Genomic DNA, 25,742 nt, shown 5'->3' on the forward strand with positions numbered 1-25,742 from the left:
ATAACACGCGTTAATTATTATTGTGCTTGAGTATCGGCGATATAGTTGTCAATCAGCCGCTCAAGAATCGCAAGTGGCACAGCACCGTTTTTTAATACCACGTCATGAAAATCACGTAAGTCAAATTGGTCGCCTAGTGCGTTTTGGGCTTTAGTGCGCAATTCAAGTATTTTCATCATACCCGTTTTGTATGCTGTCGCTTGTCCCGGCATTACGATATAACGTTCGATTTCCGAGATTACATCGCTTTCAGCCATACCCGTGTTAGCTAACATGTAGGCTATAGCTTCTTCACGAGTCCAACGTTTAGCATGAATACCTGTATCTACCACTAGGCGTACAGCGCGAAATAGCTCCGCTTGCAGTCGACCAACATTGTCCAATGGGTTGCTTTGGAAACCAAGCTCCCAAGCGACTTGTTCGGTATACAATGCCCAGCCTTCAGTGTAGGCAGTAAATGGTGACATCCGTCTAAATAGCGGCATGCCTTCAAGCTCCATCGCGATCGCAATTTGGAAATGGTGGCCCGGTACACCCTCATGATAAGCCAGTGTTCTCATACTATATTTGGGTGTTGCTTTTATATCGTAGAGATTGGCAAAAAACCGACCTGGACGAGAGCCGTCAATCGCAGGTTGTTGATAATAGGCGCCAGGCGATGTTTTTTCTTTAAATTCAGGAATTCGAACAACTTCCATTCCTGCTTTGGGACGTATTCTAAACGCGCTATCGATACCTGCATCAATCTCATCTATTATCGTTTGGTAGTCCTTTAATATTTGCGCTCTGCCTTCGTCAGAGTCCTCGTAGTACTGACTTTCATCTGCAGCAAGTGACTCAATAGCAGCCGTGAAGCCATTTTCTGTGTCGTAACCTTCCGCCTCAAGTATCGTCAATATTTCTGCTTGAATGCGATCAACTTCCGCCAGTCCAGTTTTATGAATTTGATCGGCGGTATAATCAGTGGTCGTGAAGAACTTTAGCGACTGACGATATGCTTCGTCACCATTTGGCAAGCGCCAAAAACCGTCGTCGGTTGTTGCTTTCGGTGCTAGAGTCGTAAAATAATCGATAAACAATTGATAAGCAGGGTGAACAAATTGGCTGATATTCTCTTTTGCTGAGGCAAGAATACGAGCATGTTCTACCTCTGAAATATCGTCGATTTGTTTCAACTTTTCATCTAACGATGAATATAAAATGTTTTCTTCAATCGGTGTTTCTACGAATGTTGTCATTTCATCTAACACGCGATCGATAACAAAACGAGGTGGAATGATGCCTTTCTCTTCTCGAATTTTCAGCCCTTCAAGGTTTTGTTCAAATTTCACTTTGACCTTTTCTAACCGTGATAGGTAGTTTTCTGCATCTTCAATATCATTGACTTGATGCTGCGCTTCCATAAAGCTTGGGTAACCGTTTTGAATGCCAAATAGCTGATTGACCGGATAGTTGTGATACCTAAACTGTTTACTATTATCAGCGAATTCTAATAAATATAGTGCGATTTCTTTTGATAAAAGCTCATCCTCGCTTAGGTCTTCATCCTTATATTCAAGAATAGTTTGATGAATTTGTTCTATTTGTGCGAATAACTCATCTCCTTTTTCTGGGCGATCGTCATCAAGCTCTGCATTGTGCCCTTTGATTCCCATGGATTCGAGAAAGCCAAGAGAAGTCAGTGTTTCTGGACTATCAAAGGCCATCTTAACCATAGTACGGTCTAAAAAGGCTCTGAACATAAATGGTTTCTTTGCATACCATTCATGGGCGATGAAACTAGCGCCCAATAAAATGACGATGAGTATTAGTTGACCAAGACGTTTTAATATTGTTTTTATCATCTTGTTTTCCTTGTGTTTATTTGCTGTATACAAAAGTAACACGAAGACTAGAAGTAGACTAGTTTCTAAACAATATATTTACGGATAGATTGAGACTTAACACGTTGTCAATTTTTGCTGAAAAAATTAACTGCTACCGAAACGCAAATTTGATGTACTTTAATTGTTAATCCGCCTAAAGTATTGACTATAATTACTTTATGGTTAAAGCACTTACTTAGCATATGGATATTTTCAAACAGTCACTTTCGTTAGCCATAATTGCCCAACTATGGCTTGGTATTAGTGTGTCTACTCATGCGCAAAACTTCGACGTTGAAGAGGTTAGCGTGATGCCATATCAACAAACGATTACCAGAACCGGTCGATTGGGCTTTAAGAAAACCGTTAACCTTTCGTTCAAAGCAAATGGCTATTTAGAGTTTTTAGCCGTGGACGAGGGGGATTACTTTGAAAAAGGTACATTGCTTGCCGCGCTTGATAACGAAGAGTTAAAGGCGGAAAAAAATAGACGTTTTGCGGAGCTGTTGCAGGCTAAACGTGAATATAAAAGAGCACAAGAGTTATTTGCTAAAGAGTTAAATACTGAACAAGAACTTGATTTAGCTAAGACGAACCTAGATACCATCAGAAATGTTTACCAAGCAGCATATTACAATTTAGAAAAGGCCAAGATTTTTGCTCCGTACAATGGCGTGGTATTGAGTCGTAATACCGATTTAGGCGAATTGCAGTCTCCTGGCGCCCCTGCGTTGCAAGTTGCAGCAGTTGAAAAGAACTGGGTCGTGAAAATAGCGTTAACCGATGCCGAGATTGCCCAAGTTCGTTTAGGACAACACGTTGAGGTTATGTTACCGAGCCTAGGCCAAGTCAGTGGTGAAATAAGCAAAATTCCTATGATCGCAAATACTGCAAATAGCCTGTTTTTGGTCGATGTTTTGTTACCAGAATTGGTTCTAAAACAAGGTGTTATTGCCGGGCAAATGGCGCAGGTCAATATCGATGTGTCGTCATCTGATTCAGTTTACCAGCTGCCCGTAGATGCTCTCGTTGCAATCGATGACAATGGTGAAGCAATTATTATCACTCAACAAAGTGGGACGGTCAGTCAAAAAAGCTTCCCAATCTATAAGCTCGATAATCAGTTTATTTATTTGAGCGCGAGTGAGAATGAACCCGACTTACAAGTCGTTGTCCGAGGCTGGCAACATCTGGATGTGGTGAAATAACAAATGAAGTTACCTTTAGTTGCATTAAAGAATGCGCAATTTACGGTGACTGTCATTGTATTGATGGTCCTATTGGGTTTGGTTTCTTACCTAACAATGCCTCGTTCGGAAGATCCTCAATTTGATATGCCAATTACCTTATTGGAAATTGTTTATCCCGGCGCATCGCCTGCAGATATTGAGACGCTTGTTGTTGACCCGATTGAAGAATCATTTTCTGAAATAGAAAATATAAAGAAAATTGAATCGCAAATTAAAAATGACGGTGCACGTATTGAAGTGACTTTCATTTATGGTGTTGATGCTGATTTATCTTATGACCGGATTAAGCAAGCGGTAGCAGAAGTCAAACCAACCCTACCTGAGGGGATCCAAGAACTTCTCGTGTTAAAAGCGACGCCAAAAAGTGTTGCTGTTATGCAACTTGCGCTGTGGAGTGAGCCGACAGACTATAAATCGATGGAGTTCTACGCGAAACAGCTAGAAAAGCGCCTTGAAGCGATTCCTTCTGTAAGAAAGTCTGATATTTGGGGGTATCCACCTCAAGTCATTGCCATCGATTTGAATTTAGAGTTGCTTCATCATTATGGCATTGGCGTAAATGATGTTAACTCTGTCCTACAGGGCAGAGCGTTAAACATTACGCCAGGTTTTGTTGATGCATCAACTCGACGATTTAACGTCAACACAAGTGGTAACTTTACCGATTTATCATCACTTGAGAATACAATCATCGTGACTAATGATGAGTACGTATTGCGACTCAAAGACATCGCTCAAATCAGTGAAGCGGATTACGAACCTTCATATCTTGCATATTACGATAAAAAACCCGTTGTCTTTGTGACGGTTGAGCAGCGAGAAAATACCAATATTTTTGACTTAACAAGAGCGATCGATGAAGAAATAGCGTCTTTTAAACAGACGATTCCCACAGACATTAAAATCAAAGCCTTATTCAAACAGGCTGACAGTGTTGAATACCGAGTAAATGGCTTTTTTGATAATTTAATTCAAGGTCTCATCCTTGTAGGCATTATGTCACTTGTTTTCTTGGGCATTAGAGAAGCGCTAGTTGTTGTCTCTGTCATACCATTGAGCTTTATGATTGCAATCGGTTGGTTAGACTTAAGTGGCTTTGGCCTACAACAAATGTCGATTGTCGGCTTGATCATTGCGCTAGGTCTTTTAGTTGATAACGCGATCGTGGTCACCGAGAGCATTCATCGAGAGATGCCTAAGCACAACCATAAACTAGATGCCGCCGCTAAAGGTGCAAGTATTGTTGGTTGGGCGATTACAAGTGGCACAATTACGACAATGTTCGCGTTTTTACCTATGTTGATGCTCAATAGCTCAACGGGAGATTTTCTGCGTTCGATGCCGGTAACGGTTGTTTTGGTACTTTTTGCCTCCTTATTACTCGCGTTAACGTTGACTCCTTTATTGGCTCGCCTTACGTTTAGTCAAAAGCCGAGCAAGGTAAAAACTTTACAGGTGTATTTAAACCGATTTGCTGAAAAAGTTTATGCGCCTATTTTGGTCGTATTAATTCGTTTTAAGTTTCTCGTATTGGCTTTAGGGCTTGTGATTTTAGTCGGTATGTTCTCCGTTTTTGGTCAGGTCGGTGTTAGCTTATTTCCAAAGGCTGAAAAACCTATGGTAATGGTTGATATTGAAATGCCAGCCAATACGGCGTTACATGCGACAAATACCGTGATGCAGAATGTCGCAGAACATATCGATAGCTATGACTTTGTCGAAAGTATCGGACTAAATGTGGGAAGCGCTAACCCACGAATTTACTATAACCAAGTACCTAAACGCGGTGTCTCAAAATATGGTCAAATCGTTGTTGTATTAAATGATTATCAAGAGCAGACGATGAGTAAGTTTGTTAGCGAGCTTAGAACAGAATTTGCTCATTGGCATCAAGCTAAGATTACCGTTAACGAATTTACGCAAGGTCCTGTCACCGACAAACCTATCACGGTACGTTTGATGGGAGAAAATCTAGCGGACCTTGAGCGAGTCGCTAATGACGTAGAAGCCTTTATGATTAAGCAAACGGGTATGATCAATGTAGATAACCCAATAGGCGAAGCCAATACTATTGTTAGTATGGGAATTGATTATGAGAAAGCAGGCTTAGCCAATGTCAACATTCAGGCGTTAGATAGTACTTTGCAAACGATTCTTTCTGGTACATTTGTTGGCACGTTTAACGATGACAACGGTGAAAGTTATCCTATTGTAGTGAGGAATCAATCCCCCGAAGTTGATAGCTTTGAGCAAGTTTATATCAGTAATATGCGCAACGAGCTACTACCGCTCAATCAAGTCGTGAATGTCAAATTGATGCAAGGCCAACCTGAATTTTTCCATTATCAAAAATTGCGAATGGCCAAAGTATCAGCAGACGCTGATGCAGGGTACTCAATCAATGAGTTAACGTTGCAAGTGGTAGACTATTTAGATAACTACAACCTACCTGTGGGTATCAGCTACAACCTTGGTGGTGAGGAAGAGTCTCGACAGGAAAACTTTGCGGGCTTATCTCAAATTTTATTAATCACAGCGATAGGTATTTTTGCGATATTGGTCTTGCAGTTCCGCTCAATCTTGCAACCTATGATTATTTTTACCTCTATTCCATTTGCGATAGCAGGTTCTGCAATAGGTTTATTTTTAACGGGCAGTTCATTTTCAATGATGGCGTTTATCGGCTTGATTAGCTTGTTTGGTATTGTCGTCAATAATGCGATTATTCTTATTGATACTGCCAACAGGAATCTGCAGACAGAAAACAATAAAGTAACAGCGATAACGCAAGCAAGTGCTACTCGTTTTACACCGATACTGCTGACAACGTTAACTACCATAGGCGGGTTATTACCGCTGACTATGTTTGGCGGAAGTCTATGGCAGCCTCTTGGTATCGTAATTATCTCAGGCCTTTGTGTGTCGGCTTTATCAAGCTTCTTCTTGGTACCGGTGTTAACGGAGCTATTTACAAAAGCTAAACGTGTGGACGAATAAATGGAGTATGTTGGATTTATTGGTTATGCCTTAGCTGGCTTAGCCTATGTAGTATTTGCGCTCTTGTTATTTGCGGCGCGCAATAACAGCTTATTAGCGGTTTGGTTAGTTGGCTGTGTATTGATTACGGCGACCGCAAATATTGTCGCAGCAGCTCAAATTGAATTTGATTTCAGTCTCATTTGGGTCATGGTCATTGATACCGTGAAAATTGCCTGTTGGGCCGTGTTAATTCTCAGTTGTAATATTGAATGTAAGTCCTTTAAAGAGCTCCTGACTAACTATTACGTGAAGCAGTATCTGCTAGTTTGGTCATGTTTGAGTGCGCTGAGCTATGTTGGTATCTATTTCGGCATATCGACGAAGTACCTTTTCTTATTATTCATCATGCTTAACCTCTGGAGTTTAGTACTTCTTGAGCAGCTATATCGCAGCTCAGCAGGGGAAGTTCGCTGGGCTATTTGGCCATTGGTGATTGCTATTGCTGGTGTTTCGTTGTTTGACTTCGTGCTATATGCGCAAGCCTCTATGCTAGGGCAGTTAGATTTCGATTACTGGTACAGTCGTGGCTTTATTGCTGTGATGGTCGCGCCGTTATTACTCATAAGTACTCGTCGTGTGCAAAATGGACAAGTACGCGTTTTTGTTTCACGCAATGTCGTTTTCTATTCTTCGATGCTATTAATTGCTGGCCTTTATTTGCTGGTAATGGCTTTCGCCGGATATGCAATAAACTATTTCGGTGGCGAGTGGGGAACTCTTGTATCAGTATCTTTCCTGATGTTAGGCGGTGTGGTTCTTGCTGCACTGTTGATGACTGAAACGTTGCGCAAACAAGTAAAGGTCTTTATTGCTAAAAACTTTTTTGCAAATAAATACGAGTATCGGGAAGAGTGGTTAGAGCTGATTGAGGAGCTTGAAACAACAAGCGCCGATTCGGCTTATCAAATGGCTAGCCAAATAATGATGGCCAAGCTTCAGGCAAAATCGAGTGTATTGATCAAAGACAATAGCCTTCATTATGGTGAATTGAAATTCGTTCATCAATGGGCGCTAAATGAAGTTGATATTGAAGAGTTTCAAGAGCAGTATGCATTAATTGTGAGCTTTGTTAAGCAAAACCAATGGCTGATTGATGTCGCTGAATATAAAAACTCGCCGAACCTTTATCAAGGGTTAGTGATTGATCACTCTTGGTGTGACAAACATCATGTCGAACTTATTATTCCATTATTTGTTGGTAAAGCGTTCTACGGCCTATTTATGTTAGGCAATCGTACGGAGACGAAATCATTGAACTGGGAAGATAGGGATCTGATTTTTGCGATTTCTAAACAGTTGATTAACTATATTTCATTACATGAAGCCAACGATAGACTTGCTGAGTCCAAGCAATTTGATGCCTTTAATCGTATGTCGGCATTTCTTGTCCACGATCTAAAAAATGTTCAGGCTCAGTTAGCGTTGATTAACGCTAATGCTAAAAAACATCGCGATAATCCCGAATTTATTGATGATGTATTTGAAACGATTGACTCTGCTACCTCTCGATTGGACAAGATGCTCTATCAATTGCGTAACAAAAAGGTCTTATCATCAAAACAAGGGCGTGTTGAGCTGAACGAGCTCATTTCTGATGTGGTAAAACAATGTAACGTGCGTCAGCCAGTTGTTGAGTATGTGTCGATTGAGCCCGTTGAAACCTTTATTGATGGTGAGACGATGCATTCTGTTTTGAATCATTTGATACAAAATGCGCAAGAGGCATCAGAGGTTGATCAAAAAGTTAGTGTGATGTTGTCGGTTGACAATGATATAGTAGAGTTAGTCATCTCAGACAGTGGGTGTGGCATGACAGAAAGCTTCATTGAAAAGCGTCTTTTCAAGCCCTTTGATACGACTAAAGGAAATGCCGGTATGGGTATCGGTGTGTATGAAGCCAAGCAATTTATTGAGTCATTAGCTGGTCGTTTAAGTGTGTACAGCCGCCCAGGAGAGGGCAGTAAGTTTACTTTACGTTTCCCAATAACCACTCGAGAACAAGAATAAATAAGGTTTAAAGTTGAACATGGAAAAAATACTTATCGTTGATGACGACAAAGGCATCCAAAAGCAATTGAAATGGAGCTTGTCAGACTATGACGTTGTATTGGCAGATGATCGAGAAAGTGCGATTGCTGCCGTTAGACGCTTCGAGCCAAGTGTTGTGACACTTGATTTAGGGTTACCACCTGATGAAGCAAATGCTTCAGAAGGTTTAGCATGCTTGCAGGAAATTCTAACAATAGCGCCAAATACGAAAGTGATTGTTATTACCGGCAATGATGACCGGACAAACGCACTGAAGGCGATTGCAGCTGGTGCTTATGACTTCTACCAAAAGCCGATAGAGCAAGAGGTTATTGAAGTCATTGTTTCGAGAGCAATGTCACTTTCGAGTATTGAGCTTGAAAATAGAAAAATGCGTGCTGTCGCAGGTAGTGACATTGGCATTATTGGTAATAGTGCAGCAATTGAACGCTTACGTATGATGGTCAAGCGGATCGCACCAACGAGCATTACTGCGCTATTGTTGGGTGAGAGTGGTACGGGTAAAGAAGTTACCGCCAATGCAATTCATTTAGCGAGTGATCGCAAAGAGAAGCCATTTATTGCAATCAACTGTGCGTCAATTCCTGAAACGCTACTAGAAAGTGAATTATTCGGTTTTGAAAAAGGTGCTTTCACCGGTGCTCACAAAACAACGAAAGGTAAAATTGAGTGTGCCGAAGGTGGGACACTATTTTTAGATGAAATCGGCGATATGCCGTTTAATCTTCAAGCCAAGTTATTACGATTTTTACAAGAAAAGAAAATTGAACGATTAGGTGGTCGTCAAGAAATAGCTGTGGATGTTCGTGTGGTTTGTGCAACAAACCAAAACTTACAAGAAATGGTTAAAGAAAAGACGTTCCGTGAAGATCTATTTTATCGTGTCAGCGAGATTACACTCGACATTCCACCCTTAAGAGCAAGGGATGAAGATATTATTATCTTGGCACAATATTTCTTAAATCTATACGCGCAAGAATACAACGCAAAAGCCAAAGGGTTTGCCGAGGATGCCTTAAAGGCACTTAGAAAGTACAATTGGCCAGGTAACATCCGAGAACTGCAGAATAAAGTGAAGAGCTCTGTCATTATGAGCACCGGGATTCAGGTTACGGCTTTAGATTTAGGCTTTTTTGATGATGTTGATGAAGACTATACGCTTGATTTGAATTTACGGAGTGTACGTGAGTCGGCAGAGACAATCGCTATTCAAAAAGCGTATGCTTTGGCAGAAGGAAATATGTCAAAAACGGCGGACTTACTTGGGATCACACGACCGACGTTATATAGTTTAATTGAGAAATACGAATTAAATATTAACAGTTAAAAAAAGTCGCTTTAAGCGACTTTTTTTATTTCCCATGAATAGTATTGTATTCATCGTGTTTGATGCCGAAAAAGCCGGCGATGGTACCTACTGCTGACCCTATTCGGAATAACCCATTAACAAAGGTTGTCTTATTTAGAGTAACCGTACCTACAACGAGATAAGCTAAACCACGCAATAATCGAACACCAGACAAGACACATGAGCGGGCAATCGCGGTTGCTTTGCTTTCCTCAAACAAATGGCTTCTTGTGTAACCTATGCCAGAACGGAAACCTCTGCGGATAAACCACTTTATTGTCGCGCGACTTGCTGGGAATTCTTCTATGACAGGAGCGTCAGTGTAGGTTGCGCTTGCCCCTCCTTTAATTGCTTTTAAAGCAAAGTGGTAATCACTAGAGCCCGTCATTGCAAAGCGAGAATCAAATAATGGCACATGCTTCTCTATGATTGCCCTAGTGAGCAGCAAGTTACCTGTATAGAAGGTTTGCATTGCTTGGCCTTCAACAAAAGGATTATTACCATAGATTAGGTCTATCGCCCATTTAGGTGTATCTTCTTCACCAACAGAAATTACATGACTTGCGATAACATCCGTTTGATACTTGTGCTGAGCGCTAATCATATTCATCGCCCAATGCTCATCTGATGGCCACTCGTCATCATCAATAAACAATAAATAGTTTGAATCAGTCACTAAAAACTGCTCTACACACTTGTTTCGCGCAGCAACAATGCCAGGGGTTTCTTCAGTATGATATGCAATTGGAAATGGTGATGCTTTATTAACATCATCCACGACAAGCTTGGCTTCTTCTTGGCAGGCGTTATCAACCACCAAGATTGTTAACTCAGTAGTTTCATTGGCTTGCTGCTTGGTGAGTGCAAGTAGCAAGCGTTTGAGCCATTCAGGACGACGGCAAGTAATAATTGCAATCGTTGCTTTTTGTTTTGTGTCTGTCATTGCGCGATCATTACTCTGGAGCGTCATTAGTATTTTGCTTGGCTAATTCATCAGACTTTTGTTTGAGAAGCTTATCAACATATCGAGCCATTTTAACTTTCTGCTTAATTGAACTATCTAAATAATCATCAAGCTCTTTCAATGTTGTTAGCATATGTTCAACATTAGTGTTATTGGCCGTAGGTAATTCAGCTTGTTTACTCGGTTCGATGCTCGGTAAGTTTTTGCCAGTTAATGAACCTGTTAACTCTATTTCCATTTCCTCCGCAACTTGACTCACAGACTCTACGTCGATGACTTCAAGTTCTTCTAGGAAACCAAACAGTAAAATTCGATCGACGAAAATGTTGATTTTACGCGGAACGCCCATCGTTTTTTGATGGATCACTTGATAAACACCCTCGGAAAAGACGTTTTCTTTTTGACAGTTAGCCTGCATCAACCGATGGTCAATGTACTCTCTAACTTCATCTTCTGATAAAGGCTTTAAGTGAGCCGAGGCGATAATTCGTTGTCTAAACTGTTCCATATCAGGCGCTTGAATGATGTCTTTTAACTCTTCTTGCCCTAATAAGAAACTTTGAATTAGCGGTTTATTATCGAGCTGGAAGTTAGACAGCATGCGTAGCTCTTCGACAGTCTCAGATGGCAGGTTTTGCGCCTCATCGACAATTAACAGCGCACGTTTTCCTTGCCTATTTAATTCAACCAAAAAAGACTCAATTGCTCGTAACAAATCGGCTTTTGTTGTCCCTGGATCTTTAATTTTAAACTCAGATGCAACTAACGCTAATAGTTCTTGCGGGTTTAAAATAGTGGTTACGAGTTGAACTGCAACGATATTATTATCATCAATATTACTTAATAGATTTCGAGCGATGGTTGTTTTTCCGGTGCCGATTGGACCTGTAATAACAATAAAGCCCTCACCTTGATCCAAACCATATTGAAGATAAGATAATGCACGTTGATGATGATTTGAGGCGAAGAAAAATCGCGGATCTGGGCTTAACTGAAATGGCCTTTCTTTAAAGCCATAATAACTCTCATACATGAGTTTAAAAATCCTTAACTACACTAATGTAAACTCGGCTTTCTTTGTAATTGAAACTAGCTTCATTAGATTGACGATTAATATGTGTTAGGCCTAACTTGGCATTGAACGATGCATTTAGCTTGCGATTATAGGTTGCGCTATATCGACGGTATCTATCCAGTCGCTCGTTATCTGTATCGATGTTAAAGTTCTCTTCATTGAACTCGATATTAAAGTCGACTGTTGAATAACCACTCACTTTTCGGCTAATTGAAAAGCTCGCTCTTTCTGATTTATCTGAAATTCTAGTTTCTAAGCTTTCTTTATCACCATGGCTTAATTGCAATGAAAAAGTCGTTCTCGCTAATGAAAGTGTCGAATTCCAAGAGGCGACTTTGTTTAAAGAAAATGTATTATCTTCTAATAGTTCATATTCATTTAATGTAATTAGCCTGAAATCGTCGAAATTGAAATCAGAGCCTGGTTGTACGTAACACTCTGAAGCTAATGTGAATTCAAGTGGACACCAAAATGCGCCTTGTGGCGTTAGTTGATAGTTATTACGCGTAAAGCTTTCAACTTTTTCATTGTAAGTGATTTTATTGGTTAGACGTCTGTTTCTGTGAGTAATGTTCAAGCCATAACTCTCACCATAAAAACGTTCACCGTAATCAGCTTCAACTTGGGTATGGGCTGTAGGTTGCCAACTAACACTCGCGTTTACATAGTCTTCTTGCGTGTTGCCATCTAAGTCTAACTGATCAGACTCAGGTCGGTTATAACTTACGTCCAAGAACAAGCGAGGGTTGACTAGCCAGCGAAGGCCAAGACCATATGAGTTTGATTCAAATGTTTGTCTGTTAGCAATTTGACCTGAATTATCTTCATAGAAATAGCGAACAAATGGATTGATCTTATAAGGGGTGATCAAACCAAGTTTGACATCTGCCACCGTTTGATTCGAATCGGCATCATCATTTTCGTAGTCAATATAGTTAGTATTAAGTGACCAAAACATTTTGCGCGATGCTTTACCGCTAGTCGTTGATAATTGAGCGGTTAAACCGTCTCTTTCACCAACACCGTCCTCAGCTTTTCGAATATTGTAAGAAGTATCGAAATTCAATAAAAAGTCGCTGTTTTCTATCGCGTACTCGACGCCTGCACTGTAGTTTTCTACTTGAACAGTATCGGCCGATACTAAGTCTGCTAGTGCATTCCTAGCACGGTTACGAGATTGGTTTTCTACAGTTGCACTAGCCGTTAGTGCGATACCATTAGGCCAAAGTAAGAAGCGACCAGATGTATTGAGGGTTAAGTAATCATCATCAAGATCGTGATCATGACTATAAGTTGCGTAAATATTCGAAGAATTAAACTCGAACTCAGCATGTTGAGAATAGTAAGCTATATCAAAGTTAACGCCTAACTGATTAACGAAACTTGAATCTTCATTACTACTTACTAAACCGACATTGTCGGTATAATTTCCTTCTACAAGCAATTGTGGAGTAATTTGTAAGTCACCTGCAAGCGCACTTGCAGATGACATCATTAAGCCACAAAAAACAAATTTTCTATTTACCGTACCCATAGCCATAATAGCCATACATATCCTTGTGTGATCTTATTGCTTTATTCACAACCAATCCTAGCGCGAGGTTCTCGTTTAAATTCTCAGTTGCTTTTTGAATGTCAGCTAATTTAGTTTTATTTTCTTCGACAACGACTACTGCTTGCCCCATTAGATTTGCTAGTACTAACGTTTCCGTTACACCAATCAATGGTGGGCAATCAAAAATTACGATTCGGTCAGGGTAGCGATCAGCGAGCTCTTGCGCTAATGAAGCCATTTTATCACTTGCAAGTAATTCGTTTGAAAGGTGATGAGGTGCGCCAGCAGGAATAAGTTTTAACTTTTCTATGCTAGTACTATAAATGATTTCATTAATGTTTTGCTTTTCACCGAGCAAGTATTCCATTAAACCGGGCTTAGTGGTGATCCCTAATTCTCGGTTAACACTTGGTCGTAAGACGTCGGCATCAACAAGCAACACAGTTTTATCTTGCTCAAGTGCAATACTCAAAGCCAAGTTAATAGAAACAAATGTTTTACCCTCATTCGGGGTCGAACTTGAAACCATCACCAAATTACTGTTGTTCAGTGTTTTGGCTGCGCTTCCGAAGGCATTGTTTAATAACTTACGCTTAATCTGGCGAAATTCGTCTTTGATGCTTTTACGTTCACCACTGTCGATCAAGTACCCTCGCTCTTCCATACTCTGAGTATTGATTTCTAAGCGTAAATCTTTACTCGTAATAGAAGAACTTGTTTGTGGTTTTACTTCTTGTTCAGCTGATGAAGTCTCTACTTCATTATTAACAGAGTTTTCTTCTGCATCCTGCTGGCCTGCTTTTTTGCCAGCTTTTTTGCCAGCTTTTTGTTTAGCTAATGCTTTTTCGATAGTACTCATGAGTTAAAAAAGCCTCTTAATTGGTGCTTGGATAGCCTCTGGGAAAAGGGAATATGCAACAAAGAAGCATAGTAAGCAGAGTAATAGAGAATTAGACAGGATAAATATCCAAGTTTTCTTTTTGTGCCATTGTTGTAAGCCCAAGTTCTCTGTTGCAGACACGATACCAAATACTGGGATCCCTGTAGCGCGAGATACTTGAGAGCTTGATGTAACAACAGGTGCTATTTGGCTGAATAATAATGATAAGCCAATACCTACACCAAAGCCAAAAATAGTCACAACGACGTATAGTAATAATCTTTTCGGACCTACAGGTTCTGTACCTGTTCTCGGTGGATCTATCACACGAAATTGAATCTTATTCGTTGTTTCATCGGCTTGTTGTGCTAATGAAGCGGTTTCTTTGCGAACTAATAACTCTTCATATTTCTTTTTCGTAATCTCATAGCCACGGTTAAGGGCTATTAACTCAGCTTCAATCTCAGGAAGAGTGTGGATTTTATTTTCTAAATCACTGACTTCTGCACGATAGTTTTGTGCGCGAACTTCTAATGATGCCACTTGATTTTCAAGGCTGTTGATTTGTATCTGAACACTTTGTACTACAGGGTTATTGCTAATCACTGTACTGCCACTTGACGAGGCTTGTTGAGCCGCTAAGTAGTCATTAATTTCTTTTGCACGTTGCTCTTTTAAGCTATCTAAGCGACGAGATACTTCAATAACCTCTGGGTGCTTGTCAGTGTAACGTAGATTTAATAAATCCAAGTTAGCTTCCAACTCTGCGATTCGCTGGTCATACGTTGTTTCTATGACGGTATTTTTAACCGCATTATCTGGATTTATTGTGTTTTGTGGCGTTGTATTAAGCTGTTGTCGAGCAGAGCTCAATTCAGTTTTTGTCTCTAATAACACTAACTCAATGTTTTTCAGTTGCTCTTTCGCAATATTGAGTTTTCTATAGTAACCACCTGTTTGGTCTGGCAATACGTCACTATATTTTTGTTTGAAGTCGGTTAGACGATCTTCAGCCGCAAGAAGACGTGATTCATATTCTTTAATTTGAGTATCTAAGAATCTTTGCGCAGCATCAGAATCACTGCGGTTTTCGCCTAAGGTATTTTCAATAAAAACAGTAAGTGCAGATTGGACAACATTTCGTGCCATTTCAGGATCTTTGTTTTTATAAGAGATTGTGAAAATATTCTCTCGGCGGCCACCCGTCTTCTTGATCGAGATTTCTTCTTTCAACTCGTCAATAAGCTCTTCATACTCTTTTGGCGTATTGGCTTGAACGTCGAGGTCTGTCATGCGAGTAATACGCTCCAGATTTGGACGACTCAACAATGTTTTTACCATCAGTTGAATCTGCACATCTGGATTGTTTTCTACCGTTATTCCTTTCAACAATGGGCGCAGTATAGACTGAGTGTCCGCGTAAACACGAGACTCAGACTCGTATACATCATTCAACACCGCTGTGATAGACCATCCTATTGGGCAGATAACCCATGTGGCAATCATGATGTAACGTCGCTTTATCCAAATTCCCTTCAGATAATCGATTACTTGCTCAAAAAGCTCTTGCATTCCTGACCTCTAACTACAAAATACTAGGAAAAATTAAAACCAAGTCTCAGGGATAACAATGATATCGCCTGGAAGAACATCAACATTTGCAGAAATGTCACCGTTTTTGATCAAATCTTCGATTGCAATGTCATATTGTTTTTGAACACCGCTTTCTATTCGTACTAATACAGCATCATTGCCGTCGGCAAACTCTGTTAAACCGCCTACTTGAATCATTACATCTAGTAATGTCATGTTTTGTGTATAACTAATTGCTTGAGGCTCAGCTGCTTCACCGATTACTCGTACTTGTTCGCTGAATGGGCCAACAAAATTATTCACTGTTACAGTGACAATTGGATCACGAAGGTAGGTGCCAAGTTTTGTTTCGATTAATCGAGCAAGCTCACTTGGTGTTTTACCTGATACTTCGATATCTTCAACGAGTGAGGTAGTGATCATGCCATCTGGACGAACAACGAATGTTCCTGACACTTCTGGGTTACGCCAGACAAAAATATTCAAAACATCTGCTGGACCGATTAAATATTTGTAATCTGCTACATTTTTAGTACCAGAAGAGTGGAGTGTAGCGCTTGGTAACGTTGAGTTACTGCTGCAACCTGCAAATAGTACTGTAACCACAAGTACCATAAAAGCATTAAGGGTTTTAGTTATACGTTTTTCCATGGTAACGACCTGTTTCAAAATTATTATTTCAATTTTTTACAATAACGTAACAGATTGTATTTTATTTTTATATACGTTGCACTGATTTAATAGTGTTAATGTTTTGTGATTAAATCACATCTAAAAGTATTGCTCTCCTTTACATTTACCTATCAATCAATTCTAATATTGTCTCAGGAAAATTAAGTAATAAATATAGGAAGACAATTCTCACATGGCTAGCCCCAAGTTTAGAGATGTATCAACAGGTAGTAAGTCTCTAGTTTTATTAGAATTACTTATATTTGCCGGTGCATTAGTAAGCACTATTTATCTTAACGGTAAATTAAATTTTGTAGAGCACAAAGAAATACCAACGAATGTTATTGTCATTTACGCGTTAGTCTTTTCGTTAATTGTTCAACTTTCTTCATTGGCACTTGGCTTATATAACTCTAAATTACGCGAGAGCTTTAGAGGTGTTTTGCGTCGTGTATTGGTCTCTGTCGCAATTGGCTTTTTCATCGTTACGATAATAAACCCGTTTTATGGAGATAATGCGTTACCAATTGAATTGTTGGCTATCGCTTCCTTTATAAGCTTTTTTGAAGTTGGAATTTTAAGGGCTATTACCTTTAAAGTTGACTTTTTTGGCTTTAATAAACGTAAAGTTCTTGTACTTGGCTCAGGCGAGCGTGCTTCGATTATAGAAAAAAGAATGCGTCGTGATGTTGACCGACAAGGATTCAATATTCATGGTTTTATTATCATGAATGGCGATATTGAAGACGGTATTCGCCATGAAACAAAAATAAGATTAGAAGACTCACTTGTTTCTTATGCATTAGAACATGAAATTGATGAAATTGTTGTTGCGAATGACGAGCGAAGAAATAATCTACCGGTTGATGAATTGTTTGCATGTAAGATTCGCGGTGTAGAAATTACGGAAATCCTAGATTTTATTGAACGTGAAACAGGCCAAATCGCGGTAAACTTGATCTACCCGAGCTGGGTTATTTATTCGAATGGTTTCTCTTCAACCAATTACTTGCGAAATACATTAGATTGGATCTTCAATGCCAGCATGGCTTTCTTCTTGTTTATTTTTGTTTGGCCAATTATGTTGATCACGGCCATCTTGATTAAGCTGGACGAGGGGATGAAAGCTCCTATTTTCTATCTTCAGGAACGCGTTGGCCTAGATGGTCAAGCATTCAATATTATCAAGTTCCGAAGTGTGCGCGTTGATGCCGAAAAACACGGTGCTCAAATGGCGACAGAAAATGATGACCGAACAACTAAAATTGGTAAGTTTATTCGTAAGTATCGCATTGATGAATTACCGCAAATTTACAACGTAATGCGCGGTGATATGGGATTTGTTGGTCCCCGTCCAGAGCGTCCAGAGTTTGTTCAAGGGTTAATCAAAAACATTCCTTATTACAATGAACGCCACAATGTTAAACCAGGTTTAACAGGTTGGGCTCAACTCAAATATCCATATGGTTCAACGGAAGAAGATTCATTGGAAAAACTAAAATATGACCTCTACTACATTAAGCACAGAAGCTTTTTATTAGATATGTTGATTCTAATTAGAACAGTAGAAATTGTCTTATTTGGTAAAGGTCGATAGTCGACCTTTACTTTTTCCTCACTGCAATATTTAGTCGAGAGATGTTCACGCATGAAGCATGATTTTTTATTAAAGTTACATCGGGTCAAGGATGGCAAAGCGAGTGAGGGTAGCCATCAATTATCTCAAAATATAGAACTCATCTTTGATAGTTCATTACCCCATTCAATAGAAGAAACAGATTCATACTTTTATTGCCGTATTGGCTTTCTCAATTGTTTCTCAGATGAAAGTGAAGCCGAGTTTGATCGCCAAATAGCGAAGCAGCTGTCAAATGCTGAACACTCAGCACCTGCATTAAACAGAGGGTATATTAACGTTTTCTTTTTTGATAAGAAAACGCAGAAAAGTCAGTTTTATTGTGATCGAATTGGTATCCATAAAACCTATTTTGAGTGCCATGATGGTACGGTGTTAATTTCTAATAATTTGAGTCATTTCGACTTTAATTCAATCGAAGCAGTGGACAACAATTGGTTAACTGAAGTTGTTAATTTTAAGATCTGTGCCGGTTCTCATACGGCAAATCCAAATGTAAGGCAGATGCCTGCAGGCCAATATGTCTCGTTTGACGAAAAGTTGGCATGCAGTGGCAATCATGTTTATTGGGAAACCAAAGACAGGGTTGAGCACAGTGAGTTATCAATAGAAGACGCGACGAGTGAAAGTTATCAGCTGTTGGCTAATCACCTCGCTTCGTCTGGTATCAAAAATAAACGTGTAGCGGTTCTGTTAAGTGGTGGCGTAGATTCATCTCTATTGGCAGCGTTAACAAAAGAACAAAATACTGACGTCGTTGCAATTACTCCAGTTTTTATGACCGGTGAAAACCCGGAACGTGAAGCTGCGCAGCTTATGGCTCAAGCGATCGACATCAAGCATGAAATCATGGAGATTAGCGACCAGGAAATTGGTGACGAATTCTCAAGTGTAGTCGACTTTATCAAACAGCCTATTCGTAGCCCACAAACGATAATTTTTTCAATTTTGATGAAAAAGTTTGAAGGTCGATTTGATGCTGTTGTATTTGGTGAAGGCGCAGATATGATCTTTGGCTATCATGCTGTTGCATTAGCTTCTAAACGTTATGAAAAATACCGCAAAGTAGCCTTCTTAAAGCCATTTTCTGGTCTTTTAAGGAGTCTGAGTAGTATCCCTCAAGTGAAGAAATTAGCTGAGCTTGTTGATGAGACTGTTGCCAGCCAAGTATTAGCCTCTTGGGCGATTGAATATCCGGATACGTTGAAAAAGCAGCTGCCAAATATGGAAGCGCAAGGCAACGATATAGAAATTATCGAGCAGCTAAAGTTGTTGGACTACGATGCAAAGAACTTAGATTGTCACGGTATCGAAAACCTTGTCCGAAAATTCATTATTCACGAAAGTTGTTTGTATCACTTTTATACGATGGGTGCTTTGGCAAATCGCAGTGGTATTCAACTCGTTTCGCCATTCTTTGATACGGATGTGGTAGAGTTTGCATCAAATTTTGATAACCGACTTTACTTTGGTGATGAATTTACTAAGCCTATTTTGCGTAGAATTGGTGCTCAGTTTTATGACAAAGCATTAATTTATGCGAAAAAGAAAGGGTTCCCAACGCCACATGAAATATGGCTAAATGGCCCGTTAAAAGACAAATCGGAAAGCGCTCGACAATATATCCTAGAGCGATTTGGCAAAGAAGCGAGCCAAAACAGTGAGTTCGTTTGGGTTGTGATGGCCTTTGACGAACTCGGCGTAAGAGATAAGTTCTAGGTAAGGTTCCTTACCTAGAATATTTTCTTAAAGACCGCTTTAAACAAACTGCCGAGCTGACGTAAACCTAATTTGATGGCCGGGAATGGGTCTCGCCACGAAAAATAAATAAAAATATGTCGTTTAGTCAGTCGGTTTTTGGTGTATTCCTTCAATATTGAGAACAGCTTTTCGCCGTCACGTAAGCGAGAAAAGAAATCTTCATAAAAACTAACAAACATCACATTCTCGACCATTTGTTTTTCTTGCTTCACAAACGTTCCCGATGCCATTTGATGAGTTAATAACGCATTATTAATACCACATGAAGTATCAAAGTAATTGCACATCCCTAAGCGAGGGTTGATTTCGATATATTTATAGACACCGTCTTTAGGATCTTTTTTAAACTCTATCATTGCAGGCCCGCAATAATTTAGGGCTTTACCAAGTTTTCTTGATAGTTCGATAACGTCCTGGTTGAGTTGGCTAACCGCATAACTTGTTACACCATAATGAGATGGTGATAATCTGAGACGGTTAAATGTGAACGCTTGAGTCAACTCACCTTCTTGATCAAAAAAGCAGTTACATACCCACTGGTTACTGTCTTCGCCACCGATGATTTCTTGGGCGATAACACTGGTTAGTACATCGCTAAATTTATCGAAGAATGCGTCAAGCTCTTGATCTGTGTTTATCACGATATTTTTGCTACCAAGCACCATATGTTTATGGGAACGAGGCTTAACAATGATAGGTAATTCAATACTCGCTAGCAGTTGTTCCTTACTCTCAATATGCTGAATGGTTTTTGGTAACGGGATGATTTCACCAATCGTCTTCGTCTCAGCTGCTTTATCTATCAAAACGTCGGATAAGTTTTCATCAGGGATGATAAAACGACAGTTTTGGCTCAATTGTTCCTGATATTCAGTGAGAAAAGATACAAACCAATCAGAAGTAGGAATAACAATTGTATCGCTTGGTTGTGCAGTTAAAAACTCAAGTAACCAACCATACTGCTCGCTATCACCTTTACCAACGATAGTATGTTTTGCGACTGGCAATCGAGATAAATGAGCCACATCGTCTGCTGTTCGGGTTACTATTTGACACTTGATGTCAGCTAAATCTAAACTTCTTAGTACCCCTAATCCATTTGGACCAGCCGCAAGAATAATAGTGTTTTTCATCATACTTCCTGCCTATTTATTGCGAACGACGACTGTTTTGAGTTGTTCTACAGTGCAGTTATCATCGACAGGTAGTCGATGGATTTGAAATTGGTTTTCTTTGGTTAATTCTGTCTCAATACCAGGAATAAAAGAAAATGCTACTTTGTAGTCTGCGTTTTTCGCCGCATTAATCGTTTTTGAATTAAAGGCTGCTGAACCACCAACAGGGTACGCAATGCTCGTAACTGGTTTACCGATGTGCTTCTCAATAATCGACTTTGACTGAGACACTTCATGATGTTGTGCGTCGTCTTCTAAATGAGAGAGGATATTATGGCTCATCGTATGTGAACCAATATGCATACCACTATTTGCCATTTCTTCGACTTGCTGCCAGTTAACAAAAAGTTGGCTTTCACGAATTTCCGTTGGCATTTCAGCATCACAAACTTGCGATAGTTCCTGGATTTTGTCTTCCATTGTACGGCTTTGGTCTTTCTTAATCGCTTTTAAGATAGCGCGTATCTGATGCTTTACGGAAAGGTTTGCAATATCAATCGCTTCATTCCAGTTAGATAACTTGATTACCGTTTGTTTAGAGTGACGAATAATCCATGCAATTTCATCCCACCATGGGATGTGTGGATCATCTAAGTAGTCTGTTGCGATATAAAATGCCGCCGGTGTGTTTAATCGTTTTAAAATTGGAAAAGCTAAGTTGTAGTTGTCAATATAACCATCATCAAAGGTTATCAGCGCATATCTTTTATCAAGTTTCTGATTTTTAGTGTACATCTCAATGAGTTGCTCAACGCTAATGACCGTAAAATGCTGATTATAGAAATTTACGTGCTTTTCAAACTGCGCTTCTGTGCAGCTGAAAACATTTGGGTCAAAGTCACTTTTATTGTGATCACCAATACGGTGGTAATTGAAGCAGTATAAGCCATTGGGTAAAAGTGGCCATGCGACAGTGGTATATAGTCTACTTAATATTGCTTTTAACATAGATTAAACAACCTTATAAGATGGAGCGCCTACAACATAATCACGATATTCGTTTGGATTCTCAGTTTCTCCAGCTTCCGCTGCCTTAACAATATTATACATTTCCCTAGCTGAAACATAATGTAGCGCATACTCTTTACCATCGTTGTATTTTTCATCGAGGTATTGACACATATCGTAAAATGGCTGGCCTAGTAATGTATCCATGTCTTGCTCTTGCGTGCCGTGAGTATGGATTTTAATAAATAGCCAATCTGGCTTTCCTTTTACTGATATGGCCGTATCAACCCATAAATCAATTCTATCTTTGGTTGGAGGCATCGATGCTCTAACATCACTATTTTCAATTTGCGGCATAAAACCTTTTTTACGCTGTTGCCAGTTTAAGCCCACAGGACCTGTGATTAACATAATATCACCCCACGGTGTACCGCCAACCTCGACAGGTCGACCTACATTGTGTGATTTAGGTCTTTCAGGGTCATCTTTTGCGTAATAAATTTCATTAACCATTGCAGGTTGGGTAGGGCTTGGCGCTGACGGGAAAGTAAAGTCAGCAAAACAACCTGTTTCACGTAAAATTATTAACTCATCATTCACGCCACACATTCTGCCGCTTGGTAGGCTGTTATCTAAACACCAGTTTCCATGGATGAAGGTATATTGTAGCTTGCCTGAGTCAGGGCATCTTACGAATGCACCATGGTTCTCATGGAGCGTTTCAGTAAACCGTTCAAGCGTGCGGCGCAGGTTCTCACTTGTATCATTATCATGATGCAAATGAACTTCTAGTTCACCCATTCCCTCTGCACACAGCTCAGTGATCTTATTTAAGTGTTCTACGCGATATTCTTCTTCAGGATAGAAAAAAGAATGCTTAGGATAGCAGCCATCGGCGTCTTTAAATTGTTTGGCAACTTTAGGGTAGTCTTGATACCAACGGTCAACACGAGCACACTCCTGCTCATAAGAAATATCTTTGCCCCACATCGGCTCGTAATGATCGACAAAACAAAACATGATGTGTTTTGTGCCTGCTACTTTTTCTTTTTTGCGAAGTCTTCGCTTTAAATAATGACCAAGCCATAAATGCATATGTTTCTTTCTAATAATCAACGTCACGGCGACGATGATGAGGAACAAAACAATAAAAAACGTGGACAGCATGATTCAATAATTCCTTAAAATGCCCTTTACTAAGGTTTGTTTGCTATGGCGTAAAAACACTTAATGACTATTCTTCGAGGTGCAGAAAAACAAAAATATATTAAGTAGTTTAGTTTTTAACACAATGCATTGTTTCGTGTAAATTTTTCGCTCACATCACACGTAAAATAATGTCTGTGGAAGCACAATTAATACATTGCTCATTTGTCTAGCGAACTTATCATATTAACTGATAAAAAGCAGTCATCTTAATGATAATTAATTACCTTAATAACTGATTTTTCAATATGCCCTGTGCATAGGGTGCTATTGAGATAATAGCTCAACAAGTTGTTGCTGGTTTTTTTCCCAAGAAAATTGCTGAGCATGTTCTTGGATATCTGCTTTAGACCAGTCATTAGCACTGATATGGTTCATCGCTAGATATACAGCGTCAGCACTTTTGATCGCGATGAGTTTGCCACATGTCGATTCGTTGACAACTTCTGGTATACCTCCGACATTAGACGCTATAACAGGGACACCACTGGCCATGGCTTCAAGTACAACATTTGGAACACCTTCGTGATAGCTTGGAAGACAAAGTGCGGTAGCGTGCTGCAACCACTGCGATACCTCACTGTGATTAATCCCGCCTAACAATGAAACTTGTTCAGATAACCCCAATTCTTTTGCGCGTGCTGTCAGAGTTGCTTTCATAGGACCATTGCCGGCAAAAACTAATTGATAGTCCTGTTGCGACGTGCCAAATTGAGCAAAGCCCTCTAATAACTCCATCACGCCTTTGTCAGGTTTCAAGTTACCGATAAATAGAAAATACGGTTTGTCTATTGGGCGAGGGTGCGCTTTCGAGAATCTTTCGTGATTTACACCGTTATAAATGACTTTTATTTTTCGCTCACTGACCCCAAAGTCGACCATCTTCTTTGCTAGCGCTTGGGATACAGAAAGAATTCCACGCGCAAAGGTACTTGCCTTTACGACTTGATTTGCGCGCTCTGGATGTTGGCACTGAATATCAATATCACTTCCGTGAACCTTAAAATAAAACTGAGCTTTGAGTCGTTTGCTAAATTTTTGTGCGGCCACCGCATCAGGAAATGCCCAACTCGCTAACACCTTTTTGGGTGATTTACGTTTGGCCCAACCGAATGAGTGCATCATCAGAGATATGAACATGAATATGCTGTAGAAGCGTCGGCCAATTTTAGGTGTAAAAAAGTAAGGGCAATATCTAATGTTGTCTGTTTGTTTGATGCTTTTTCTGTGCTTAAACCATTCAATGAACGCAACAGGGATAATGAAGGATGTGTCAAATTCGCTTTCTAATAAAGCGAACTGTTGCCGATTAAAGGTCGCACGATTAGGCTCCCAAGGTAAAGGATAAAGGTTAGTAATAATCAATAAAGCGTCTTTTTTAGATTTCACAAATAGTTACCTTGTGTTTACCTGCTTTTGTGAGTGGGATTTCATCAACAATATCAAAAACAACATCTAATGCGCCGTTATCGTATTTATTAATTTCAGCACGTATCATTTCTTTATCAGCGTCACTAAATTTGTCGTTACAAACCAACTTTATCGTAATGCCCGTTATTTCTTTTTGAATCACCTGAAATCGCTCTATCCCCTCAAAGTCCTTGAACATATGAGGAAATAATTCACCAGGAATTTTACCGCCATCGTTGGTTTTTATGATGTCTAACTTTCGACCATCGATACTACTGATAATGGGCAGAGGGTTACCACATGGACACGGTTGATCATCAATTGTCGCTTTGTCGCCATTTGCATAGCGAATAAATGGCATACCGTAATTGTACAGATCGGTGATGATCAGGTCTCCCGAGCTACCTTTGATAGGCGTTTGATTTTCATCTACCACTTCCACGATTAAATGATCATTGTTGATATGGAGAGATTTGTGCTCTTTGCACTCTGCCGCAATCAACATAAACTCACGACAACCAAACGTATTATATACGGGCGCGTTAAATGCTTTTTCTATCACTTCTCGCTGGAATTCATGTAAAGGTTCAGCACCGGTTAAGATTGTTTTGGGTGCATGTACCTTAATGTTATTGCTCAGAATGTATCGAGCAAGCTCAAAAAGCGGGTTAACATAAGAAACAATGGCAGTTGGTTTATAGCTATTTATGTCGTCGACATAGGTGTGCATATTACTGTTATTCATCGCAAAAGAGTTAAGCATTTTGCGATTATAAAAGCCGTGATAAAGCGCGTTTTTCAGCGTTTTAGATTTACTAGGGTTGCCAAGATCAGCGCCCCATAAGTAGAGGGTCTTTACACCTAAGCCTGCACCAAGCCAACCATAGCCTCGCCACATCACAGCTTCTCTGCGAGTATTGCTATTTAAATCTAACTCAAAAGAAAAGGGTTGTCCGGAAGAGCCACCTGTCGCTTTTTTTACATTATCTAAATGTTTATCACTTTGGAACGACTGATAATGCTCTCGAATATCCGATTTGGTAATAATTGGTAATTGCTCGAACGCCGCCATAGATGAAATATCTTCATAGGAGTCGATCCCCACTTCTTTCCATGCTTTTTTATAAAACTCGGTATGTTCATAGGCGTGTTTTAACAATTTTTGTAGTTGCTGCCATTGCCAATTCTTCAATTGTTCCGGAGACCACTTTAAATGACTCTCATAGTCATTTAGATGTTTAATTAATCCTTTGCCTTTTAGGTGATCATAAAATGGCATGATCACCTGACGAAATGCTGAAGTGTATAAATCCATA

18 protein-coding genes are annotated in these 25,742 nt (G+C 39.8%); 6 read left to right on the plus strand and 12 right to left on the minus strand.

Going from position 1 to position 25,742, the window contains the following annotated elements; all coding sequences use genetic code 11:
- Positions 1-17: 17 nt before the first annotated feature.
- Positions 18-1,844 (minus strand): DUF885 domain-containing protein, encoded by a 1,827-nt coding sequence (locus QQK05_RS00455; RefSeq protein WP_284295373.1) that lies wholly within the window; start codon positions 1,842-1,844, stop codon positions 18-20.
- A 224-nt stretch (positions 1,845-2,068) separates the two neighbouring features.
- On the opposite strand from QQK05_RS00455, the gene QQK05_RS00460 reads away from it, so the two are divergent.
- The 4 genes from QQK05_RS00460 to prsR are packed head-to-tail and all read left to right on the plus strand — an operon-like array spanning position 2,069 to position 9,530.
- Positions 2,069-3,073 carry an efflux RND transporter periplasmic adaptor subunit gene (locus QQK05_RS00460; RefSeq protein WP_284295375.1) on the plus strand — a complete coding sequence of 335 codons (1,005 nt, stop codon included), beginning with the start codon at positions 2,069-2,071 and terminating at the stop codon, positions 3,071-3,073.
- A 3-nt stretch (positions 3,074-3,076) separates the two neighbouring features.
- A complete protein-coding gene (locus tag QQK05_RS00465; protein WP_284295376.1) occupies positions 3,077-6,112 on the plus strand; it encodes an efflux RND transporter permease subunit in 3,036 nt (1,011 codons plus the stop codon).
- A complete protein-coding gene (prsK, locus tag QQK05_RS00470) occupies positions 6,113-8,161 on the plus strand; it encodes an XrtA/PEP-CTERM system histidine kinase PrsK (protein WP_284295377.1) in 2,049 nt (682 codons plus the stop codon).
- Between the two features lie 19 nt (positions 8,162-8,180).
- Positions 8,181-9,530, plus strand: a complete 1,350-nt coding sequence (gene prsR / locus QQK05_RS00475; RefSeq protein WP_284295379.1) for a PEP-CTERM-box response regulator transcription factor — start codon at positions 8,181-8,183, stop codon at positions 9,528-9,530.
- Positions 9,531-9,555: 25 nt separating this feature from the next.
- Here the strand turns inward: prsR and QQK05_RS00480 are convergent, their stop codons facing one another.
- From QQK05_RS00480 to QQK05_RS00505, 6 genes are read right to left on the minus strand one after another with little or no spacing between them, the layout of a single operon-like run.
- On the minus strand, positions 9,556-10,494 hold the full coding sequence (locus QQK05_RS00480; protein WP_284295380.1) for a glycosyltransferase: 939 nt from the start codon (positions 10,492-10,494) through the stop codon (positions 9,556-9,558).
- A gap of 10 nt (positions 10,495-10,504) precedes the next feature.
- Positions 10,505-11,548 carry an XrtA/PEP-CTERM system-associated ATPase gene (locus QQK05_RS00485; protein WP_284295382.1) on the minus strand — a complete coding sequence of 348 codons (1,044 nt, stop codon included), beginning with the start codon at positions 11,546-11,548 and terminating at the stop codon, positions 10,505-10,507.
- A 4-nt stretch (positions 11,549-11,552) separates the two neighbouring features.
- Positions 11,553-13,139, minus strand: coding sequence for a TIGR03016 family PEP-CTERM system-associated outer membrane protein (locus QQK05_RS00490; protein ID WP_284295383.1), 1,587 nt, complete (start codon positions 13,137-13,139; stop codon positions 11,553-11,555).
- Entirely contained in the window at positions 13,108-14,004 is an 897-nt protein-coding gene (locus QQK05_RS00495; RefSeq protein ID WP_284295384.1) for an XrtA-associated tyrosine autokinase, read from the minus strand. The genes QQK05_RS00490 and QQK05_RS00495 overlap by 32 nt, the downstream gene beginning before the upstream one ends.
- 3 nt (positions 14,005-14,007) lie before the next feature.
- Positions 14,008-15,597 (minus strand): XrtA system polysaccharide chain length determinant, encoded by a 1,590-nt coding sequence (locus QQK05_RS00500; RefSeq protein WP_284295385.1) that lies wholly within the window; start codon positions 15,595-15,597, stop codon positions 14,008-14,010.
- A gap of 33 nt (positions 15,598-15,630) precedes the next feature.
- Positions 15,631-16,233: an XrtA/PEP-CTERM system exopolysaccharide export protein gene (locus QQK05_RS00505; RefSeq protein ID WP_407704856.1), complete on the minus strand. Its 603-nt coding sequence runs from the start codon at positions 16,231-16,233 to the stop codon at positions 15,631-15,633.
- 250 nt (positions 16,234-16,483) lie between these two features.
- Here QQK05_RS00505 and QQK05_RS00510 point away from each other — a divergent pair, with 250 nt between their 5' ends.
- Both QQK05_RS00510 and QQK05_RS00515 read left to right on the plus strand, forming a co-directional pair.
- Positions 16,484-17,887 (plus strand): TIGR03013 family XrtA/PEP-CTERM system glycosyltransferase, encoded by a 1,404-nt coding sequence (locus tag QQK05_RS00510; protein ID WP_284295387.1) that lies wholly within the window; start codon positions 16,484-16,486, stop codon positions 17,885-17,887.
- Positions 17,888-17,938: 51 nt separating this feature from the next.
- A complete protein-coding gene (locus QQK05_RS00515; RefSeq protein WP_284295388.1) occupies positions 17,939-19,645 on the plus strand; it encodes an asparagine synthase-related protein in 1,707 nt (568 codons plus the stop codon).
- Between the two features lie 14 nt (positions 19,646-19,659).
- Here the strand turns inward: QQK05_RS00515 and QQK05_RS00520 are convergent, their stop codons facing one another.
- From QQK05_RS00520 to QQK05_RS00540, 5 genes are all read right to left on the minus strand, one after another.
- The gene (locus QQK05_RS00520) at positions 19,660-20,823 is read right to left on the minus strand and encodes a carboxylate--amine ligase (protein WP_284295389.1); all 1,164 of its coding nucleotides are present in this window, start codon (positions 20,821-20,823) and stop codon (positions 19,660-19,662) included.
- 9 nt (positions 20,824-20,832) lie between these two features.
- Positions 20,833-21,810, minus strand: a complete 978-nt coding sequence (locus QQK05_RS00525; RefSeq protein ID WP_284295390.1) for a polysaccharide deacetylase family protein — start codon at positions 21,808-21,810, stop codon at positions 20,833-20,835.
- Positions 21,811-21,813: 3 nt separating this feature from the next.
- Positions 21,814-22,977 (minus strand): hypothetical protein, encoded by a 1,164-nt coding sequence (locus QQK05_RS00530; protein ID WP_284295392.1) that lies wholly within the window; start codon positions 22,975-22,977, stop codon positions 21,814-21,816.
- A gap of 306 nt (positions 22,978-23,283) precedes the next feature.
- Positions 23,284-24,405 (minus strand): glycosyltransferase, encoded by a 1,122-nt coding sequence (locus QQK05_RS00535; protein WP_284295393.1) that lies wholly within the window; start codon positions 24,403-24,405, stop codon positions 23,284-23,286.
- Positions 24,395-25,741: a phenylacetate--CoA ligase family protein gene (locus tag QQK05_RS00540; RefSeq protein ID WP_284295394.1), complete on the minus strand. Its 1,347-nt coding sequence runs from the start codon at positions 25,739-25,741 to the stop codon at positions 24,395-24,397. The genes QQK05_RS00535 and QQK05_RS00540 overlap by 11 nt, the downstream gene beginning before the upstream one ends.
- Position 25,742 lies beyond the last annotated feature (1 nt).

The sequence above is a fragment of the Thalassotalea loyana genome, from assembly GCF_030161435.1.
GTDB lineage: Bacteria > Pseudomonadota > Gammaproteobacteria > Enterobacterales > Alteromonadaceae > Thalassotalea_G > Thalassotalea_G loyana.

Bases quoted from the DNA above. Each gene is read 5' to 3' on its own strand.
- QQK05_RS00455 (WP_284295373.1), bottom strand. From the start codon at position 1,844: ATGATAAAAACAATATTAAAACGTCTTGGTCAACTAATACTCATCGTC.
- QQK05_RS00460 (WP_284295375.1), top strand. From the start codon at position 2,069: ATGGATATTTTCAAACAGTCACTTTCGTTAGCCATAATTGCCCAACTA.
- QQK05_RS00465 (WP_284295376.1), top strand. From the start codon at position 3,077: ATGAAGTTACCTTTAGTTGCATTAAAGAATGCGCAATTTACGGTGACT.
- prsK (WP_284295377.1), top strand. From the start codon at position 6,113: ATGGAGTATGTTGGATTTATTGGTTATGCCTTAGCTGGCTTAGCCTAT.
- prsR (WP_284295379.1), top strand. From the start codon at position 8,181: ATGGAAAAAATACTTATCGTTGATGACGACAAAGGCATCCAAAAGCAA.
- QQK05_RS00480 (WP_284295380.1), bottom strand. From the start codon at position 10,494: ATGACAGACACAAAACAAAAAGCAACGATTGCAATTATTACTTGCCGT.
- QQK05_RS00485 (WP_284295382.1), bottom strand. From the start codon at position 11,548: ATGTATGAGAGTTATTATGGCTTTAAAGAAAGGCCATTTCAGTTAAGC.
- QQK05_RS00490 (WP_284295383.1), bottom strand. From the start codon at position 13,139: ATGGCTATTATGGCTATGGGTACGGTAAATAGAAAATTTGTTTTTTGT.
- QQK05_RS00495 (WP_284295384.1), bottom strand. From the start codon at position 14,004: ATGAGTACTATCGAAAAAGCATTAGCTAAACAAAAAGCTGGCAAAAAA.
- QQK05_RS00500 (WP_284295385.1), bottom strand. From the start codon at position 15,597: ATGCAAGAGCTTTTTGAGCAAGTAATCGATTATCTGAAGGGAATTTGG.
- QQK05_RS00505 (WP_407704856.1), bottom strand. From the start codon at position 16,233: ATGGTACTTGTGGTTACAGTACTATTTGCAGGTTGCAGCAGTAACTCA.
- QQK05_RS00510 (WP_284295387.1), top strand. From the start codon at position 16,484: ATGGCTAGCCCCAAGTTTAGAGATGTATCAACAGGTAGTAAGTCTCTA.
- QQK05_RS00515 (WP_284295388.1), top strand. From the start codon at position 17,939: ATGAAGCATGATTTTTTATTAAAGTTACATCGGGTCAAGGATGGCAAA.
- QQK05_RS00520 (WP_284295389.1), bottom strand. From the start codon at position 20,823: ATGATGAAAAACACTATTATTCTTGCGGCTGGTCCAAATGGATTAGGG.
- QQK05_RS00525 (WP_284295390.1), bottom strand. From the start codon at position 21,810: ATGTTAAAAGCAATATTAAGTAGACTATATACCACTGTCGCATGGCCA.
- QQK05_RS00530 (WP_284295392.1), bottom strand. From the start codon at position 22,977: ATGCTGTCCACGTTTTTTATTGTTTTGTTCCTCATCATCGTCGCCGTG.
- QQK05_RS00540 (WP_284295394.1), bottom strand. From the start codon at position 25,741: ATGGATTTATACACTTCAGCATTTCGTCAGGTGATCATGCCATTTTAT.